This is a genomic window from Pacificoceanicola algae (assembly GCF_049341065.1).
GTDB lineage: Bacteria > Pseudomonadota > Alphaproteobacteria > Rhodobacterales > Rhodobacteraceae > Pacificoceanicola.
Window position 1 is genome coordinate 1 of sequence record NZ_JBMPIX010000009.1, and the last position, 19154, is coordinate 19154.

Genomic DNA, 19154 nt, shown 5'->3' on the forward strand with positions numbered 1-19154 from the left:
AGGAGGTCCACTGCCTGTCTCGCCGGGATCTAAGCGGCGTTTAGTTTTTCTGTTTCCTTGCTTTCGGGATCCAGCTTTGCAGCCTGAACTGACAGATCGTGTCCGGTCTTGTGACAGCTTGTGGCGAGTTTCCGAGTTCCAGCAAAGCTGTTCTGGAACTCGCCGACGATTGTGGATGCCTGCTGCACGGCTTCCGTTTGGCGGTTGGAGGAGTGGCCAACCTTGTCCAGATGGTCTTCCAAGCTCGCAATCGCGGTACAGATCAACTCAAATTGCCGTTTCGCACTATCCACCGACTCCCGTCCTGATCGAATGTAGGTGTTGGTCGCAGCCATGAGATCCGCAATGCTGGAGGCCGCCCCCGCTGTGCGCTGAGAAAGATCACGTACCTCGTGGGCGACGATAGAGAACCCCTTGCCCGCCTCTCCGGCGCGCGCGGCTTCGACGGCAGCGTTCAGTGCCAGAAGGTTCGTTTGAAACGAAATCTCTTCGATCGTGGTGACATAGCCTGCCACCTCCTGCCCGCTTTGCGTGATCTTCTCCACCTCTTCCACGAGGCGGCTCACAAGATCATTGCCTTCCTGAATCAGGCCTGTGGCCTGTTTGACGATGGAAATTGCGTCACGCACCACTTGCGTATTGTCCATGGCAGAACATTTGACGCCGTCTATGAGCTGAACGATGTCGTGCAAAAGATCTGCCTGTTGCTCTTGTCGTTCCGACAATTGCCTTGATATTTCAATTAACTGGACGGATTTCTCCCCGACCAACTGACCTACTTCCGCCAGATGTGCATTGGCTTCGGCGCTGTGGCGCGCCGCTTTTTCCGCCTTTTCCCCTTGGGCTTCTGCGCGCGCCATGGCCTGACGCGCCTCTTCCTCGAGCTTCTGTTGCTGAAGTAGGACCTGCTGAAACGTCCCAATGGCCGCTTTCAATCGCCCAAGTTCATCCTGGGTAGTCCATTCAGGCAGGGCTGCCTCAAACTCGCCCTCGGATACCCGCTCGATGATGCTCGTCAATTCCGTGACACGCGCGATGACACGTTTGGACAAGAGGCGGTACGCAACACCGCACAGCCCCAATAAGACCACGGCGGCGAAAGCGAAGACGAGACTGCCGAGCCATCTCAGCCGATCCATATTTGCCAACTCGGCGGCAATGAAAGACTGAACCATGCTTTCAGCCTCGTCGGCTTTCTCAAGAAAAGCGTCAAAAGCCGCATCATAGGTGGCGTCCCCTTCCGCAGCGGCCTTTGCTCGTGCCAACGTGCGTTCATATCGTGTTACGGCCAGCGACGACAGATCATCAATCCGTGCGATGATGCCATCGAACAGATCGTCCTGGTTCAGGGCGACAAGAGCGGAACCAGCCGCTTTGAAACTGTCAGTAACTTCGGCGAAATCCTCACCGAAATCACCGCCGAGTATTTCCGCGGTGATCAGGTGCCCGTGTGCCAATCGGTATCGTGCTTCTCCGACAGCCACTTGCAGGTCGATATCCCCGGCGCGCCCGGGGGCGCGGGCAATCCGGGCCAGATCGGCAACGATGGCGTCATACAGCGCATCAAAGCGCTCGTCAGCGTCGCTATCGACGCCCTGCTGATCGGCGAGCGACGCAAAACGCTCCTCCGTCAGCGTCCAGACGGTTTCGAACTGGGTCAGCGCTTCGGTGATGCGGGCCCGCACCTCGGGCGAATCCGACGGATAGAACACGCCCTCCGGCGTTTCGCCGCCTTCGAGCAATGTCATGGCAAATTCCCGTGCGGCTTCAAGGTGGTGCCAAACGTCGTCTGTCGACTCAGCTCCGTCACCGCCCATGATCTCTTCGGTCAGTACATGGGCATGCAAGGCTTCCAGCTTGATTTCCATGGCCGCATCGACCTGTGGTGCAAGTTCGACACCAAGGCGTTTGGTATCCGCCCCAAGCCGAACCAAGAGAACAACGGCCAGAACCAGAACGGCAAGTGTCAGGCCTCCTATTCCGAGGACACCAATGAATACCTGACGGGCAACCGAACGTTCAGACATTGCAGCACCTTTTAAGAAGGACGCCTTCAGAAAGTCTGTTGCGCACTAACATTCAATGAAAGGTCAAAAACCGAAAGCTTGGCCTTTTCGACAACTTGTGCACAGTTGCGCCGGTGGGCATCACGCATGTTTCCCATTGATCAGCCGATGATTGTGCAGTTGTCTCAGGCGACCCAGACCGGGAAGGCAACCCATCATGCGCAGCTTCATGGCACCGAAAGGCAGACGTCTTTTTCAGCCCGGGCAGGATTGCCCGGGGTTTCTGCTACTTGCGCGCGGCAGTATTCGAGTAACCTTGACGGGGCAGACCGGCCGCACCGTAGTGCTCTATCGCGTCGCGCCGGGGGATGTCTGCCTCCAGACTTTTTCTTGTCTGGTCAACGATACGCCATATGGTGCCGAAGGGATTGCCGAGACCGATTTGGAGGGCGAGCTGGTGCCGCCAGGCGCATTTCGCGCGCGCATGGCCCAGGATGCCGTTTTTCGTGACCGCATCATGGCCTCGGTAGCATTGCGGTTCGCCGAATATCAGCAGTTGGTCGAAGACGTTGCCCTGACCGGCTTTGATGCGCGCCTGGCCAAGGCCTTGTTGCGCCTGCGCGACGATGCAGGTCTCGTCACTGCAACCCACAACGATCTGGCCACCGAAACGGCGTCTGGCCGAGCCTATGTCAGTCGCCGACTGGCAGAATTCGCGCGTCGGGGTCTGGTTCGGCAAGATGCTCACGGCGTGCAAGTCCTGAACCTACGTGGCCTTGAGGAGATTTCCAGCGACATGCGGTGACTCTGTCACCGTCAAGACAGCGCCACCGGGGTATCTTCGGCACAGGATATCAAATCGGAGGATAATCCCATGTCGAAGAATGAAGGAACCCTGGATCGTATCTTGCGCGTGATCGTCGGGCTTGGATTGCTGGCGATGGTGTTTGTCGGGCCGCAGACAGCCTGGGGCTGGATCGGTCTTGTACCATTATTGACCGGGCTCGTGGGCTATTGCCCCCTGTATGCGGTCCTTGGAATCAAGACCTGCCCGCTAAAGCCCTGACCCCGGGCTGGGGCATATGCCCCATCAGCCGCGTTCGAGCCAGTCGATTGATCGGTCCTTGCGGGGCAATCCTTGTCCGACCACAGAAAAGGACAAGACAAGGTGACCGACGCCGCATCACCCGGACATATCGGCTTTTTCGCGTCAGCGCGGTCCGGGCTGGGGCATCTGCAGCGTGTTGGCAACATCGCCTCGGCGCTGCGGCGCCAAGGCTTTGCCGGGCGTTTGAGCCTGTTGTGCAACGCCGATGTACAAGGATTGTCGACCATCGCAGCGCGCGCATTGGACAATATCCTCGTTCTGGAACGCGATGACATGGCAACCGAGGCGCGTCGCATCTGCGTCTCGCTGGCCGTTTCCGACATGATGGTGGTGCCGGGGCTTGCCAAGGTCGGGTCGCGGCAAGTCCTGATCCTGCGGGAAACGCCTGACGACCGGCTTGGAGCATTCGCACTGGGACCTGCGGCGTGGGACATGGTTCTGGTTCCGAACCCCGCCAGCCATTGGGCGCCTGACCTGCCAGCCGACTTTGCGAAAGAGGTCGTGCGAGTCGGCTGGATCGTGCGGCAGACAGGCCGCCGCGGCCCGCTGGACAAATCGGCAGGGATCATCCTTGCGACGGGCGGAGGAGGCACCCGGGACACGCGTGATCGGCTCTATCCGGTACTCTCGCGCATTCTGGATCGGGCGCGCAAGCAGGTCACGATGGCCGTGACACAGGCTTTGGGGCCGCGCGCGGTCGGTCAGGCTTTGTCCGAGGTCGACAGGGTGATCGACCCTGGCAGTGGATTGAATGACGTCTTTCGGTGCGCCGATATCGTGATCTCCACGGCTGGTTACAACTCGGTGCTGGAACTGGCCGGGACGGACACGCCGACACTTCTGACAGCCATCCCGCGCAGCTACGACGACCAGCAGGCCCGCGTGCGCCATTGGGGGCCGCTCTTGGGGCACGGGCTGGATCCGGAAGGCGAGGACGCGGCGGCGGACTGGCTGATCGACCAGGTCAGGCACCCGCGACGCCGGTCACCCGTCGATCTGGGGGCAGATGGCGCCGCTGGGGCAGCAGCCATTCTGGCGCGCCTCAAATGAGCAGCTTCATCAAGACCTTTGCGGATGCGGCGCAGGCGACCGAGGCAGCCCGCCGCTCCATGGACTTACGGCAGCAATCGGTCATAACGCCGCCCGCATACGCCAACGGCCAGACCGTCGTATTCGCGGGGATCGCGGGCTGTTCCGGATTGCCGCTGACGCAGCGCCCAATTGACGATTGGCTTGCACCATTGATCCCGCTGCACACCAGTGTGCTGGACGGCCTCTCCCCGTTCGATCCGATGCTGCGGATCTCGCCACGGTTAGACCTTTTGACCAATCCGTCCCTTCGCGCGGCTTTGCATCGCCTCGCACAGGCCTCGCCCCGAGGTGGCTCAGTGATCCATGGAGACTTCCACCTGGGCCAGGTCATCGCCGCCCAGGATGGCGTCGCGTGGCTGATCGACCTCGACGATCTGGCCATCGGTCCGGTCGAAGCGGATATTGGGAACCTGATCGCCAACCTGGCCACGCAAGACGATCTTCCGGGGCCATTCGCAGTCCGTTTGGAACACTGGCGGCAGGCGGTTCAAGGCGAATGGTTCCGGCTGGACCAGACCGCCAACCCAACGTGGGTCGAACATTTCGCCGCGCTGGCCCTGATCCGGCGTCATCTGAAACTACGGGAACAAGCACGTCGCGATTTCGAGGCAGACATCGCAGCGTGGATCACTCCCGATGCATGTCGAACTTCTCCATTCGGTAACGCAGCGTATCCCGACTGATCCCGAGCATCTGTGCCGCGCGCGAGACATTGCCCCCGGTGCGATGCAGCGCCTTTCGGATCGCACCCTGTTCGAGCTCGCTCAGTGTTGGCAGCGGCGTGTCTTCCAGCGCCCCCAAAGCTGAGGCGGGGCGGATATGTGCCGCGTCGATCAGGTCGTCATCGCGCATCAGCATGGCGCGTTCGACGCAGTTGACCAATTCAGCGACATTCCCAGGCCAGTCATGTTCCAGCAAGGCGGCGCGCGCATTGGCGGCAAAACGTGGGCGGGCCTGTCCAGCGGCGCGGGCAAGGCGCCGTGCGACGACCTCGGCAATAGGCAGAATGTCGGCCGTGCGCTCGATCAAGGCAGGGACGTCGATCCAGCCGACCTGCAGACGGAGCAGAAGGTCCGGCAGGAAAGCATCGCCCCCGGCAAGATGGTTTTCCGTCGTGGCGATCAGCGACGGCGGGTTCGACGAACGGTCCAGCAGGCGCAACAGGCTGGCCTGTGCCACCCCGTCAAGCTGGCAGACCCGACGCAAGAGCAAGCTGCCACCCTCGGCCTGACGGACAGCCTCGGTCAGATGCGCGGTTGCGCCATCATCCAACAGGAAACAATCCACGCGTATCATTGGGCCCGGCTCTGGCACGCTTTCGTGCAAAGCCGTGGCCACCAGCCCCTTGCCGCAGCCCCGTGGTCCGACGATCAACACACCCGGTCGGGTTGCGCCCGTGGCCGCGGCCGCCAGCCGCGTGACCTGCTTGCGCAGCGAATTGGCCGCAGAGGAGCGCCCGACGATCCGATCGACGCCCGTAGCATCCAGACCCGGTGCCATATCCGCCAACATCAGCTCTGATGCGATGGCCGCGATCGAGGCCAGCGGCGCGGGCTTTGTCAGGAAATCGCGCGCGCCCGCCTTCATTGCCTGAACCGCGACCGAAACATCGCCATGGCCCGTCATCATCACGACCTGCGCCCGGTCGCCGACCCTGCGCATCCAGCGCAGAAGATCCAGCCCGTCATCTTCGTTCAGCTTGTAATCGAGGATCACCAACCGAGGCGTCTGTCGCTCGAACATCGTCTTTGCCGAAGCCGCATCGACGGTAAAAGCGCGCGGAAAATCCACGCCGTTCCAGAAACGCGACGATGGATTTCGCCAGCACGGTTTCGTCTTCGACAACCAGAATATCGCTCATCTCTCAGGCCCTCGCTGGCAAGATCAAAGTTGCTTCGACACCGCGCTCGGCACCGTTGCGCAGATCGAGCGAGCCTCCCAGCCGCTCGGCGATGCGACGGCCAAGGGCCAAGCCGACTCCAAGCCCGGCAGCCTTGGACGTCTGGAAGGGTTTGAAAAGGGTCTGCAATTGCGCTTCGCTCAGGCCAGGACCGCTGTCGGCCACGGTCAGCGCGATGCGACGACCCGGCGCCGGCGCCCATCCGATCCGGATCGTGCCGCCTTCCGTCATCGCCTCGATGGCATTCGACAGGATCGTGTTCAGAACTTGCTCGATTTCGTTCGACCCGCCTTTGGCCACCGAGTTGCCTTCGCTGCCGACTAATTCGACGGCAATCCTGCGCTTGCGCAGTTGCGCGTCGAAATTGCGCAGGCTGCGCTGAACGATGACGTCCACATGCGCCGTGTCACCCGCCCCGCCCGGATCGGACCGTGTCCGCACGAGGAACGATCTGATCCAGGCCTCCAGCCGGTCGACCTGATCTACGATATCCTGCACCGTGTCGCGGCTGTGATCCGGCAAGTCGTCCTCGTCCATCAACTCTGCACAGGACCGGATCGCCGCCAGCGGGTTGCGCAGGCCATGGGCCACGGCAGAAGCCATCTCGCCCACCACCGCCAGACGTTCGGCCTCGACCAGCCGCGCCTCTTGCCTGCGCAGAATGCGGGTCGCATAGAGCACGACCAAAAGCAGGCCGAGAAACAGGATGATCCCCGCGACGAACGCCCCGATGCGGGCAAGCCGCACGGTCCCGTGGATCGCCGCCAGCAAGCTTACGGGAGCCTTATAGACCTCGACCGCGCCGACGACGAAACTGCCGTCGGCTGACCAGATGGGAATGTAATATTCGATGAATTCCTCTACATCGTCGGGCAAACCGACATGTTCCTCTTTTTCACCACGGTCGACCACGACGACTTCGGGATGCAATTCGCCGCGCATCGCAGCTTCGAGTTCGTGATTGTCATCGAAGGTCCGCCCCACCAGTTCCTTGTCGCTGGACCACAGCACTTCTCCATCAAAGCTATAGACATTGGCGCGGAACACATCGGGCAGGCGTGAGACATGTACGATGAGTTCCTTGGTGTCGGCGACGTTGTCGCCTTCGGCCGGTTCCCCGAGGAAATAGCCGTTGGCGTTTTCGACCCGGACGATGGAGTTCAGGAACTCCATCGAGACCTGTGCGTCGCGCAGCATCATCTGGCTGGTCATGTAGCTGGCCAGGTAGGTCGACAGGATCGCCGTCGTGGCAAAGATCGCCGTCAGGCTCGTGACCACGAACATGACGAGAACCCGAAAGTAGTGCGGGGAATCGCGAAGCGACAATGTGCCGGGCATATGGGTCTCTCATGCTAACAACTTTGCCGAGCCTATGCCGCCGGGGACCTGCGCGGCAATCCGCCTGCGCGTGGAATCGGTGGGGGATATCCCCCAAACTTGCTGCGGCAAATCCCCCAAGCTTCGCAGTCCGCCTCGTCGCCATGAATGTTGCCATGCGCCAGACTGGCAGCAACCAAGGAGGCCCCCATGCAGCGTATCCTGCTTTGCGAAGACGAGCCCGTTCTTGCGCGCAACATCGTCAAGGCGCTGGCCCGCGGCCCTGTCGAGGTGACGCATGCATCTTCGGCCCGGACGATGCGCGATGCTTTGCGGTCCCAAGCCTTCGATCTGGTCATCGCCGATATTTCACTGGGAGACGGAGACGGGCTGAGCACCCTGTCGGACGTGACGGACCATCTGCGCGACACGCCAGTCATCGTGATGACCGGACAGGACAGCGTCAAGAACCGCAGCCGCGCCGAGGGGTTGGCTGTTGCGGCCTTTCTTGCGAAGCCCTTTGCCCTGTCGCGTCTGCGCGAGTTGGTCGCGGCACTGACCCGTGGCCGGGTCGACGGTCCGCGCCCGCAGGGCTCGTCGGTGGTCATGTATTCGCATGACACCATCGGTCTGGGCCACATGCGACGCAATTCAGCCATCGCCAAGGCGCTGGTGTCGCGGATGCCCGATGCCTCGGTTTTGATGTTGGTTGGTTGTCCGGCGGGCATGGTCTTTGAAAGTGTGCCGGGGATCGACTACGTGAAGCTGCCTTCGCTGACCAAGCTGGGGCGCGGAGCCTTTGCCGCAGGCAGCCTGCGGCTGGAAACTGAGGCGATCAGGCGTCTGCGCCGGGGCGTGATCGAGGGCGTGCTGAGCAACCTTCGCCCGGATCTCTTGCTGGTAGATCACGAGCCGGGCGGGGTCATGGGCGAGCTGGAGGCAACCCTGCGCCGTATCCGGGTCGAGGGCGGCACACGCACCGTTCTTGGCCTGCGGGATATCCTCGATGCGCCCGACCGCGTGATGCAGGCTTGGGCATGCAGCGGCGCCAACCGGATCGTGCGCGACCTCTACGATCAAGTGTTGGTCTACGGTGATCCAGTCTTCTTCGACAGCATCTCCGCCTACGACCTGCCCGCCCAGACCCGGACCTGTGGCATCGTCACCGGGAAGCAGCTTGGCCCTGCCCTCGCGCGCCCGCGCAAGCGCCCGCGCCATGTGCTGGTGTCAGGCGGCGGAGGGCGCGATGCCTATCCGTTGATCGACGCTGTGATCTCAGCCTTTGCCGGCCTGCCCAAACCCAAGCGTCCAGCCATGACAATCGTCACCGGCCCTCTGATGGATGTCGAACTGCAGGCCGAAGCTGCGATCCGCGCCGCCACTCTGGGGATTGAGCTCAAGAGGCATGTCTCCGATCTCACGGAGGAGATGGCCCGGGCCGATCTGCTGATCACCATGACCGGCTACAACTCCATCAACGAGGCTCTGGCCATGGGTTGCCCGGTCGTGACCGTCCCACGCCTTGGTCCTTCCGCAGAGCAACGCCTGCGCGCGGACCGTCTGTCGGCGCTGGGGCTGGCCCGCATCCTCGACCGCGAGACGCTGACGCCAAAAACACTCGCGCGCGTGCTGACCGAGCCAGTGCCGTTTGTCCCGCCCAACGCTTTGAAGATGGACGGTGCCGAGCAAGCCGCACGCGTCCTTCAGGCCCTTATCGAGACCCAAGCCAACAAACAGGAGGCCATCCATGCCGCAGACTCCTGAAACCCCGAAAATCGCCTATGTGCTCAAACGTTTTCCGCGATTCTCCGAGACCTTCATCCTGAACGAGCTGCTCGCCCACGAGGCAGCCGGTGCCGAAGTTCATGTCTTTTCCCTGCGCCGCCCGCCAGACGAGCCACGGCATGCCCGTCTGGCCGATCTGAAGGCGCAAGTGACCTATCTCGATGGTCTCAAAGGTGCACAGGTTGCCGATCCGGGCGACAGCGCCCTATTTTCGGGGAAGACCGACGCGCAGCGGGCGCGGCTTTTGGCGCAAGCCAACGCCATTGCCGAGGCCGCACGGGGCCTTCGCGTGACGCATCTGCATGCCCATTTCGGATCCGACGCAACGACCGCTGCGCTGTTGGCCGCGCGCAAAATGTGCGGCACCTTCTCGTACACGGCCCATGCGCGTGACATCTGGCACACCTATGTCTCGCCTCAGGCAGATGCAGCCATGCGTCGCGCCAAGCTGGCCGCTGCCGCCTTTGTCGTGACGGTGTCCGACAGCAATGCGCGCCATCTGCGCCAGCTTTGCCCCCAAGCCGCCAGCCGTATCCTGAGGCTGTATAACGGTATTGATCTCACGGCCTTCCCGCCTGTGTCATGTGGCTCACAGCGCCCCGGTCACCTGCTCGCCGTTGGCCGCTTGGTCGAGAAGAAAGGCTTTGCCGACCTGATCGAGGCCTGCGCTCTGCTGCGAGATCGTGGCCAGAGTTTCAGCCTCGATATCGTCGGCGATGGCCCGTTGCGGCAACCATTGCAGGCGCAGATCGAAGGCTTGGGGTTGGAAACCCGGATCCTGCTTTGCGGGGCGATCCCGCAGGAGAAACTCGTCGCGCATATGGCACAGGCGCAGGCGGCCGTCCTACCGTGCGTGGTCACCGACACCGGCGACAGGGACGGGCTGCCGACCGTGTTGCTGGAGGCAATGGCACGCGGTCTGCCGGTCGTGACAACCACCGTCGCGGGTGGGCCTGAAATCGTCGAAGACGACGTGACCGGTTTGCTTTGTCCACCAGACAAGCCGCCGATGTTGGCAGCGGCTCTTGGTGATATCCTGTCCGACCCCGCCCGTGCGGCGCAGATGGGTGGGGCCGGACGGGCTCGGGCTGAACTGCTGTTCGACCTGACGACCAACGCGGCCCGGCTGCGCGCCTTGCTGATGCATCCCTCAACGGCCCCCCGCATCGGGGAGGCCGCGTGATGCGCATCGCCTATGTCTCGGCCGACCGGGGTATTCCGGTCTTTGGTGCCAAGGGTGCGTCGATCCACATTCAGGCGATGATCCACGCCTTCGAGGCGCTGGGGCATGATGTGGCCTGTGTCACCGCGCGCGCCGGGGGCGATGGCCCGTTGCATGTCGAAGAGATCCCCCAGACCCAGCCCGGCACGGACCGCGCCGCCAAGGAGCGCGCTGCCATGGCGCAGGCCCGCGCCATCGAGGACCGCCTCGTCGCCCTGCACGCCGAGGCGCCCTTTGACATGATCTACGAACGGTATTCGCTTTGGTCGGCGGCGGGCGTGCGCGCGGCCCGGCGTCTAGGTATTCCGGTAGCTATCGAAGTCAACGCGCCGCTGATCAACGAACAGCGCGCCTTTCGCGAGTTGACCTGTGAGGTCGAAGCACAAAAGATCGAAACCGAGGTGCTGCGAGGCGCAACCCTGCTGGCCGCCGTCTCGGATCAAGTTGGCGTCTGGCTGATGCGACAGGGCGCGCCGCGCGAGGCCGTCAAGGTCATCGGCAACGCCGTCGATACTGCGGCTTTCCATCCGGACATCAAGGCCAGCGCGCCCGTACCCGAAGGAGCTTTTTGCGTAGGATTCACCGGCTCGCTCAAGATGTGGCACGGGGTGGACTCCCTGCTGCGCGCCTTCCGCGTGCTGCGCCGCGATGTGCCCGAGGCTCATCTGCTTATTGTCGGGGACGGCCCGAAAAAGGGTTGGATCGAAGGGTTCGTCGCCGGCGCGGAATTGCAGGACGCGGTAACGCTGACCGGCTGGGTCGATCATCACGCCTTGCCGCCTCTCATCGCGCGGATGGACGTCGCCTCCGCGCCTTATCCTGCGACCGAGGATCACTATTTCTCGCCCCTGAAACTTTATGAATATCTCGCCATGGGGCGACCTGTCGTCGCCAGCGACATCGGCCAGACATCTGGCCTGCTGACCGGGTCCGACGCCGCCTGCCTGTTGCCGCCAGGCGATGCCAATGCCCTCGCGCACTGTCTCCGCGCGCTTTCCCGGGACCCGGCCCGCCTCGCCCGCATGGCCGCTGCCAGCGCAGTCGAAGGGCGGCGCCATGACTGGACGGACAATGCCCGCGCCGTGTTGCGCCACCTTGCCGCGAAAAGGGCCGCCGCATGAGCCGGGATCGGATCGAAGCCAAGACCCTGCGCCGCCTGTTCCGCCGCATGGGGCCGCATCTGCGCAAGTGGCGGGGGCGGCTGGCCCTGGCCGGTCTCGCGATGGTCGGTGTCGCGTTGGCCGAGGTCGCCCGCCCCTGGCCGCTCAAGATCGTCTTCGACGGTTTGCTGATCCCGCAGGACGACCCCGACGCCGTGACCGGATGGCTGACCGGCCTGTTCGGCTCGGGCGACGGGCTGCTGGCGGCAACCGCCATTGGCTTGCTTCTGATCGCGCTGGTCGGCGGCGCGGCAGGCTTTGTCCAAGCATACCTGATCGCCGCTGTCGGCCAAAAGGTCGTCGCTGCGATCCGGCTCGACCTCTATCGCCATATCCATCGGCTGTCGCATTCCTTCCACGATACCGCTTCGACCGGCGACATCATCGCGCGGCTCACCGGCGATGTGAGGATGATGCGGGACCTGCTGATCGATGCGGTCGTTTTCTTTGCCGCGCGTATCCTCGTGATCGGCGTGACCATCGGTGTGATGCTCTGGATGGACTGGCGTCTGACGCTGGCCGCGCTGACGATCCTGCCGCCGCTCTGGCTGCTGACGCGCCACTTCGGAACGCGCATCAAGGGCGCTGCACGCAAGCAACGCCGCAAGGAAGGCAAGATTGCCGTCGTCATGACCGAGGGCATATCGGCGATCAACGTGGTCAAGGGTTTTGCCCGCGAAGCCTTTGAGGAAGAGCGGTTTTCGCGCCAGAATGGTGCCTCGGCCGAGGCCGGCGTAAGGGCCACTCGACTGGCCGCCCATATGGACCGGATCACGCAAGTATTGCTTGCCGGTGGAACCGCGCTGGTGCTGTGGTATGGCGTCACGCGCGTGCGTGCGGGGGCAATCACGCCCGGTGATCTGCTCGTCTTTACGGCGTATTTGTCGACCCTTTACAAGCCGGTGCGCAAGATGGCCTCGATGACGGCCCGTGTCGCCAAGGCCAGCGCCAGCGGCGAACGATTGTTGGAAATCTTCGACCTCAAACCTGGTGTCGAAGACAGGCCGGGTGCCAGCACGGCCCCGCGTCTGACCGGCCAGATTGCCTTGCGTGACGTGTGCTTTGCCTATCCGGGCGACGGTGTCCCCGTCCTGAGTGATGCCGACCTGACAATACGCCCCGGCGAGACCGTCGCTCTGATCGGCGAAAGCGGTGCAGGAAAGTCGTCGGTCGCCAAGCTCTTGATGCGGTTCTACGACCCGGATCGCGGACGCGTGTCAATTGATGGACATGACATCCGAGATTTCACCTTGGAAAGCTTGCGCGGGAATATCGCGGTCGTGCTGCAAGAGGCCGTTCTGTTCGGATCGACCATCCGGGAGAACATCGCCTATGGTCGCGATGGGGCCAGCGAAGACCAGATCATAGAGGCCGCCCGTGCCGCCGGGGCCGAGCGTTTCATCGCCGCGCTGCCGCAAGGGTTTGACACCGTACTGGGCGAGCGGGGCGAGACCGTGTCCGGCGGACAACGTCAACGCATCGCCATCGCCCGCGCAATGTTGCGCGACGCCCCGATCCTGATCCTTGACGAACCGCTGACCGGCCTTGATCGGGCGACCGCGCAGGCCCTGATGGGGGAACTGCGCCGCGCCTCCGAGGGCCGCACAACCTTGCTGATCGCGCATGATCCGCTTTCGCTGCAATTGGCGGACCGGGTGGTTTGGCTGGAGAACGGCCGATTCACCGAACTGCAGTGTTCCGACATGGGAGTGCCCGCATGACCCGGCACACGAAATTCGTCAAGGACCCCGGCGCAGTGCTTGCTGCGCTACTGGCGGCCGGCCCGTCTGTCGATGCCGTGACCAAAGTCTCCGGCTTATCGGGTCGTCCACGTTTGCGGCGGGTGCTGATGTCGGATCGCCGCCCGCTTCAGTTGGTCTATGCGCAGGAGGATGCCGTGATCTTGGCTGAGCATCACGGTGCCGACTGCGAGGCAGAGGCAGAGCGCCTGCGCGCCAGTCTGGGCAAGTCGCGGCGCGGTCTGGGAGGAGCACTGGACAGTGGCTCGGTTCTGGCTGACCCGGCGTCGGGATTGGTGCTGCGGCGTCCGGGACTGGACGCACGGCTGCCGGGCTTGCGCCTGCTGCACGATCCGGCGGAGGCCCGTGCGCTGATTGCCACGATCGAAGGAAATGACCCGGGGCCCGTGACCGTGACGCTGATGGCGCACCGATTGGGCAAACGCGCCGTGCTGCGCTGCGAGGGTGCCGATGGACGCGTGCGCTATGCCCGTCTGCGCACGGACAAGAGCGGCTCGGGCACGCGCGCCTTTTCGAGGCATCAACATTTGTGGTCCGTGGTGAAGCAGGACAAGGCGCTGCGCATCCCGGAACCACTCGGGCAGATGCCCGAGATGGGAATTGCGTTGTTTGCCGAACTGCCGGGCACTGCCCCATCCTTCGAGGGCTGTGACGGGTTCCGGGCCTGCCACGCCGTTGGACGGGCGCTGAATCGCCTGCAAGACCTGCAACTGACCGAGATCCCGGAACATGGAGGCATGGCCGAGGCGGCGCTCTTGCGGGTTTGGCTCCTCCGTCTGGCCCAAGTCTTCCCCTCCCGCGCCGAAGCCATGGCCAAAGCCCTCGATGTCGTCTGCACTGCGCTTGAGACAACCTCGACACAGGCAGTGCCGTGTCATCGTGATCTGCACGAGAAACAGATCCTGCTGGACGGGCCGCGCGCGGGTTTGCTGGACTTCGACACGCTGTGTCTGGGCCATCCAGCGATGGATGCAGGCAACCTGATGGCCCACCTCTTCCTCATGGAGGTCACGGCAGGACGCCCGCGCGCCGCCTTCGAGACCGCGATAAGCAATGCCATGCGCCATGTTCCTGAGCGCGACTTGCGGCTATGGCGTCGCGCCGCGCTCCTGCGGCTGTGCATGATATACGCCTTCACGGACATGCCCATGCCCCAGCAGGGAGCCTTGCAGGCTGAGGCTCTGATCGCCCATGATTGACGACCCTGCCCTGCCCATCCTGAGCGACTTGTCGAGCGAGGCGCTGTCACAGATTACCGGTGTTCCGGACACGGGCCTGATGCGCCTGCGATACCGGCAAGGCAAGCGCGCGATCCTGCATGTCACAAGCCCGGCGGGCGAAGGCGCGCTTTGGGCCTTTGCCGGGGACAAGGGGCGGCGCATTGCGCGGCGCAATCGCGGATCGCGTCTGGATGATCGGACCGGCACGGTGTTCGACCCATTTCCGAACGATCATCGCCTTCCCGAGATCGCAGCCCTCTTGCGGTCATGGCAAGCAGTCGCCCCGGCCCTGATCGGAACAGACGCCGCAAGCGGGCTGCAGATGCTGCGCTATCGTCCGGGGCTTTCCTGCACTTTTCGAGCGAAGGGCCTTGATGGAAGCACCAGCTACATCAAGGTGATCGCCGACGAGGACGTCGAGGCGTTGGCGCTGGCCAATGCTGCATTTCGCCGGGCGCTGAACGGCACGGGCCTTGATATCGCAGGCACGCTCGGGACTCTGCCGGAACTCAAGACCATCGCCTATCAAGCCGCGCAGGGCAGCCCTCTTGACAGGTTCTTGCTGGGATCGGAACTGGAGCGTGCGATGCACGCGAGTTTGACCGCATTGGATACGCTCAATGCGCTGCCTGCTATGGCGGGGCGCCAGAAGGATGTCGATGCCCTGCTGGCGGTTGCCCATGCCGCACGAGATATGGTGGTGACGGTGTTTCCAGCCCTTGCCGATGCGTCCGAGCAAACCCTGCAGCGTTTGAGAGAGGTCCCGCATATGGACCTGCGCCAGATCCATGGTGACATGAAGCTGGAACATGTGTTTCTGAATGAAAGCCGCGTGACCCTGATCGACACCGAGACGATGTCAATCGGCCCCGCCGCCTATGACCGCGCCATGTTGGACGGACGGCTGGTGATGGCAGCGCAGGATGGCATGCCGCTTGAGGCGGTCAGGCGCGCGCGCGCGTTCGTTCTGCAATACAGGGACGCCGAGTTCGACTGGTGCCGTGCGGTGGTGGCCCTGCGGCTCGCCAAATTCCACGCCCAGCATCCCGCACCGGAGGCCGAGGCTCGGGCTGCCGAATTGCTGCGTGAGATGCCATGACATTACGGGTGGCCCATGTTCTCAACAGTCCCGGACGGGGCGGCGTACCACAGGTTGCACATGCCCTGATCCGCGCAGCGGATCGCACCCGGATCGCCCCACATCTGTTTCACCTCAAGGCTGGTGCGACCGACACCAGCCTCGATTGCTCTTGTGCCAGTGCCTCCGACCAAGGGGGCAAGACAGGGGCCATGACGGATTTGCTGGGCTGGCTGAGCGACAACCGCATTGACATCCTGCATTGCCACTCTTTCCGCCCAAACCTCTATGCCCGTCTGGCCGGGGCGGTCCTGCGCCCAAGGCTGAAGATCGTCGCGCATTACCACAACATCTATGACGACAAATGGCGTGATCCGCAGACCTTGGCGCTCGAACGGCAGCTGCGGTTTGCCCTCTATGCCAGTGTCATCGGCAACATCTTCAGCTGCGTCGTCCTGATGGCCCTGGCCGAGCCGCTGGCGCGGTTCGCGCTGGATTTCGGCCCGGCGGAGATAGCGATGCTGATGCTGTTTGCGTTGCTGGTGATCGTGCTGTTCGGCGGCGGATCGAAGCTCGACGCGCTGATCATGGTGCTGGTCGGGGCCTGCGCGGGCATCGTCGGTCTCGACCCGATCAGCGGCACGCCACGTTTCACTTTCGGCTCCTTCGCCTTTGAGAACGGGTTCCAGTTGATCCCGGTGCTGATCGGACTCTTCGCAATGTCCGACGTCCTTTTGCAGGCCTTTGACCGCGAACCGCTGGTGGGCGATGTCGGCGTGCCACCGCTGAAAAGCTCTGTCGTGCGGTAGATCGAACTTTGGCGGATGCGAGTAACGTTGCTCTTGTCCTCGGTCATCGGCACCTTCGTCGGCATTCTGCCGGGGATCGGGTCCACCGTGCCCGCCTTCATGAGCTACAACCTCGCGCGCTCGCGCTCCGCCGACGCAAGCCAGTTCGGCAAGGGCGCGCCCGAGGGCGTCGCAGCACCCGAGGCTGCCAACAACGCGGTCACCGGCGGCGCGCTGGTTCCGACGCTGGCGCTGGGGATTCCCGGCGATGCGGTGACGGCGATGATACTGGGCGCCTTCATGCTGCACGGGCTGGCGCCGGGGCCGTTTCTGTTCCGCGACCACGGGCTGGAGGTCTATGCCATCTTCGAGGCGCTTTTGCTGTCGTCGATCCCGACGGTGATCCTTGGCCTGCTGTTCTTCCGCATAGCAATCCACGTCACCCGCATCCAGCCGCGCCATCTGCTGCCCGCAATCGCGATCCTCGCCATCTTCGGTGCGTTTTCCGTGAACAACAGCCTGTTCGACGTCTGGGTGATGCTGGGCGCGGGCGTGCTGGGCTTTCTGTTCCGCCGCGCCAATTACCCCGTGCCGCCGCTGCTGATCGGCCTGATCCTCGGCGCGCCGTTCGAACAGAGCCTGAGGCAAGCGTTGCTGACCTCGGGCGGCGGCTATGGCATCTTCGTCGGATCCCCCATCACCATTGGCCTTTTGGCGCTTATCGGCCTTTCCCTGGCGATCAGCCTCGCCCTGAGCCTGCGAAAGGCGCGGACATGATCACCGACTGCCATCTGCATTCCTTCGCCAAGGACGCCGCACCGCAAACCGGAGCCTACGTCCCGCCCGCCCGCGATATCCGCGACTTCATGGCAGAGGCAGCGCCCTTGGGCGTGCGCCGCGCGGTGGTGGTGCAGGCTTCGGTCGACGGCACGGACAACACTCGATTGGTCGAGGTGCTGGGGGTCGAATGTCCCGTCGCCCTGCGCGGCGTCGCCGTGATCGACGTCCAGGCCGATCTGCGTGCGCTGCATGCGGCAGGGGTACGCGCGACCCGCATTCAGGACCGCGTAAGGCTCGGCGACAGCGCGCTCGGGCAGTTGGCGTAGCGCCACGCGCAAAGAGCTGTTCCAGCTTCTCGAGCTTGGCGCGGATGTCTTCGGATCGTTCCATGGTGCTCCCCAACTTTGCCTACCGACCTGCCGCGGGGCGCGGGTCGCGTCAAGGCCGCAGCCTCCAATCGGCGCGACAGGTTCCTTCTCGCGGAACAGATGGCGCCGCCCAGGCGTCTGTGGCAGCATCCGGCCATGATCGAATTTCGCACGCTCGCCGATGACCATCCCGACCTCGCGCAGTCGCCACTTCTGCGGGGCGCGCTTCTGACGCTTCAATACACGCGGGAACATGGCGCCATCGGCCTCACAAAGACCAAGGCGTTCAAGCGCGTCTTCGTCCATTGGGCCGTCGAGCATTTCGAATGGCCCGGCAAGTCCGCCGAGGAGATGTTCCGCTACCAAAAGGTCATCAACGAATATGAGTTTCCGCCACTGGAGCTTCTGCATTTCCTCCTGATCTCCCTGCGCTTGGGGCGCCATTACAAAGGGGAATTTCGGCTGACCAAGCGCGGTGCCGAGCTGGCCGACAGCCCCGGCCGCCTGTTTGCTGAGATGATCCCATTTTTCGTGCTGCAGATCGATCATCCGTCCTACGCGCGCTTCGACAACCGCCCGTTCGGCAGTTGGGATATCTGGATGAACGTGATCAACGTCGAGGCCGACCACGGCACGACCGAGGCCGCTTTGTTCGAGACCTTCTATGGCGAGGCCCAAGACTGGCACACGGCAGCCTGGCGCGAGATGGCCGCGTTTTCGTCCTGCGTGCTGAGACCGCTCGCATGGGCGGGGTTGATCAGCGAGATACATGAAGGCGACCTTGGCAGCCGGGTCTGCCACGTTTTCAAGACCCCGCTCTGGCGCAGTGCGATCCGCTTGGAGACGGACGCCCAGCTTGCTCCCATTAGCGTTCAATAGGCCGGACTTTCCTCAAAGTGAGCCGGTTCCGGTGATCCCCGGATTCATCATTGGTCCGCAGGAATGGAGCACTTTGATATCCATCCCCATGGCGGGTCCGCGCCCCAGCGGCCCTGTCTATTCCTGCAAAACAGTCCCTGACCCGTTCGACGAAGCGCTGGCATGGCGCCAGTAAAAAAACTTGAAAAAAGTGCTTCGTCGTTTTTGAAACCAGCCAATCTCCTCTTTGCCAAGGCGCTGTTGGGCACCGCGCCGAGGTCTTGATGTCGGTCAGAAAGTTGCCGGCCAAAACCCCAGGCAATAGAGGAGTCTGCCGCCATGCCCAAAGACGTTTTCTTTCCGTCCCCGTCTGCGGAATTCATAGTTGCTCATTGCAACGCACTCGACTGCGCCACACTTTTGCTCGGCGGCGCAGCGGCGCAAAAGCGCTTTCGCCGTCTGCTCGATGACGTGACGACCTCTCCGATGACGACGCGCCGCCAGGAGCGAGAACTGGACGCGCTCGAAGATCTTCTGTCCCTCCGCCACGTGCATGACGACGAGCGGATCGAGGCGGAATGCTTTGCCGCAATCGACCCAGCCAGCCCTATCGTTGAAGAAATCTGCGCCTTGCTCGACGGACTGCAAGCCGCGCGCGCACAGGAAATCCTGCTGGCCTGAAGATCTCACCGGTGTTCACCGCACCAAGAAT

Annotated in this window: 17 protein-coding genes and 1 pseudogene; 14 read left to right on the plus strand and 4 right to left on the minus strand. The window is 63.2% G+C overall.

Annotated elements, in window-relative coordinates:
• Positions 1 to 29: 29 nt before the first annotated feature.
• On the minus strand, positions 30 to 2027 hold the full coding sequence (locus tag ACOYQJ_RS14215; protein WP_422906696.1) for a methyl-accepting chemotaxis protein: 1998 nt from the start codon (positions 2025 to 2027) through the stop codon (positions 30 to 32).
• A gap of 208 nt (positions 2028 to 2235) precedes the next feature.
• On the opposite strand from ACOYQJ_RS14215, the gene ACOYQJ_RS14220 reads away from it, so the two are divergent.
• The 4 genes from ACOYQJ_RS14220 to ACOYQJ_RS14235 all read left to right on the plus strand — a co-directional run bounded on the left by ACOYQJ_RS14220 (position 2236) and on the right by ACOYQJ_RS14235 (position 4889).
• Positions 2236 to 2811, plus strand: coding sequence for a Crp/Fnr family transcriptional regulator (locus tag ACOYQJ_RS14220; protein ID WP_422906877.1), 576 nt, complete (start codon positions 2236 to 2238; stop codon positions 2809 to 2811).
• Between the two features lie 69 nt (positions 2812 to 2880).
• Positions 2881 to 3072 (plus strand): YgaP family membrane protein, encoded by a 192-nt coding sequence (locus ACOYQJ_RS14225; protein WP_121629059.1) that lies wholly within the window; start codon positions 2881 to 2883, stop codon positions 3070 to 3072.
• Between the two features lie 102 nt (positions 3073 to 3174).
• Entirely contained in the window at positions 3175 to 4164 is a 990-nt protein-coding gene (locus tag ACOYQJ_RS14230; protein ID WP_422906697.1) for a hypothetical protein, read from the plus strand.
• Positions 4161 to 4889, plus strand: coding sequence for a phosphotransferase family protein (locus ACOYQJ_RS14235; RefSeq protein ID WP_422906698.1), 729 nt, complete (start codon positions 4161 to 4163; stop codon positions 4887 to 4889). The genes ACOYQJ_RS14230 and ACOYQJ_RS14235 overlap by 4 nt, the downstream gene beginning before the upstream one ends.
• Here ACOYQJ_RS14235 and ACOYQJ_RS14240 read toward each other — a convergent pair.
• The 3 genes from ACOYQJ_RS14240 to ACOYQJ_RS14250 are packed head-to-tail and all read right to left on the minus strand — an operon-like array spanning position 4834 to position 7444.
• The gene (locus ACOYQJ_RS14240; RefSeq protein WP_422906699.1) at positions 4834 to 5949 is read right to left on the minus strand and encodes a sigma-54-dependent transcriptional regulator; all 1116 of its coding nucleotides are present in this window, start codon (positions 5947 to 5949) and stop codon (positions 4834 to 4836) included. The two genes, ACOYQJ_RS14235 and ACOYQJ_RS14240, sit on opposite strands and share 56 nt — an antisense overlap.
• The gene (locus ACOYQJ_RS14245; protein WP_422906700.1) at positions 5891 to 6067 is read right to left on the minus strand and encodes a response regulator; all 177 of its coding nucleotides are present in this window, start codon (positions 6065 to 6067) and stop codon (positions 5891 to 5893) included. The genes ACOYQJ_RS14240 and ACOYQJ_RS14245 overlap by 59 nt, the downstream gene beginning before the upstream one ends.
• A 3-nt stretch (positions 6068 to 6070) precedes the next feature.
• Positions 6071 to 7444 carry a sensor histidine kinase gene (locus ACOYQJ_RS14250; protein ID WP_422906701.1) on the minus strand — a complete coding sequence of 458 codons (1374 nt, stop codon included), beginning with the start codon at positions 7442 to 7444 and terminating at the stop codon, positions 6071 to 6073.
• Between the two features lie 189 nt (positions 7445 to 7633).
• On the opposite strand from ACOYQJ_RS14250, the gene ACOYQJ_RS14255 reads away from it, so the two are divergent.
• The 10 genes and pseudogenes from ACOYQJ_RS14255 (at position 7634) to ACOYQJ_RS14300 (ending at position 19123) form a co-directional block, all read left to right on the plus strand.
• Entirely contained in the window at positions 7634 to 9187 is a 1554-nt protein-coding gene (locus ACOYQJ_RS14255; RefSeq protein WP_422906702.1) for a response regulator, read from the plus strand.
• Positions 9171 to 10391 (plus strand): glycosyltransferase family 4 protein, encoded by a 1221-nt coding sequence (locus ACOYQJ_RS14260; RefSeq protein WP_422906703.1) that lies wholly within the window; start codon positions 9171 to 9173, stop codon positions 10389 to 10391. Before ACOYQJ_RS14255 ends, ACOYQJ_RS14260 begins: the two co-directional genes overlap by 17 nt.
• Positions 10391 to 11551 (plus strand): glycosyltransferase family 4 protein, encoded by a 1161-nt coding sequence (locus tag ACOYQJ_RS14265; protein ID WP_422906704.1) that lies wholly within the window; start codon positions 10391 to 10393, stop codon positions 11549 to 11551. Before ACOYQJ_RS14260 ends, ACOYQJ_RS14265 begins: the two co-directional genes overlap by 1 nt.
• Positions 11548 to 13311, plus strand: a complete 1764-nt coding sequence (locus tag ACOYQJ_RS14270) for an ABC transporter ATP-binding protein (RefSeq protein ID WP_422906705.1) — start codon at positions 11548 to 11550, stop codon at positions 13309 to 13311. Before ACOYQJ_RS14265 ends, ACOYQJ_RS14270 begins: the two co-directional genes overlap by 4 nt.
• Positions 13308 to 14549 carry a phosphotransferase family protein gene (locus tag ACOYQJ_RS14275; protein WP_422906706.1) on the plus strand — a complete coding sequence of 414 codons (1242 nt, stop codon included), beginning with the start codon at positions 13308 to 13310 and terminating at the stop codon, positions 14547 to 14549. The genes ACOYQJ_RS14270 and ACOYQJ_RS14275 overlap by 4 nt, the downstream gene beginning before the upstream one ends.
• A complete protein-coding gene (locus ACOYQJ_RS14280; protein ID WP_422906707.1) occupies positions 14542 to 15669 on the plus strand; it encodes an aminoglycoside phosphotransferase/kinase family protein in 1128 nt (375 codons plus the stop codon). The genes ACOYQJ_RS14275 and ACOYQJ_RS14280 overlap by 8 nt, the downstream gene beginning before the upstream one ends.
• Positions 15666 to 17213, plus strand: a pseudogene (locus ACOYQJ_RS14285) (tripartite tricarboxylate transporter permease). Before ACOYQJ_RS14280 ends, ACOYQJ_RS14285 begins: the two are co-directional and overlap by 4 nt.
• Positions 17210 to 17542 (plus strand): amidohydrolase family protein, encoded by a 333-nt coding sequence (locus ACOYQJ_RS14290; RefSeq protein ID WP_422906708.1) that lies wholly within the window; start codon positions 17210 to 17212, stop codon positions 17540 to 17542. Before ACOYQJ_RS14285 ends, ACOYQJ_RS14290 begins: the two are co-directional and overlap by 4 nt.
• A 198-nt stretch (positions 17543 to 17740) precedes the next feature.
• Positions 17741 to 18463, plus strand: coding sequence for a hypothetical protein (locus ACOYQJ_RS14295; protein WP_422906878.1), 723 nt, complete (start codon positions 17741 to 17743; stop codon positions 18461 to 18463).
• Between the two features lie 318 nt (positions 18464 to 18781).
• A complete protein-coding gene (locus ACOYQJ_RS14300) occupies positions 18782 to 19123 on the plus strand; it encodes a hypothetical protein (protein ID WP_422906709.1) in 342 nt (113 codons plus the stop codon).
• Positions 19124 to 19154 lie beyond the last annotated feature (31 nt).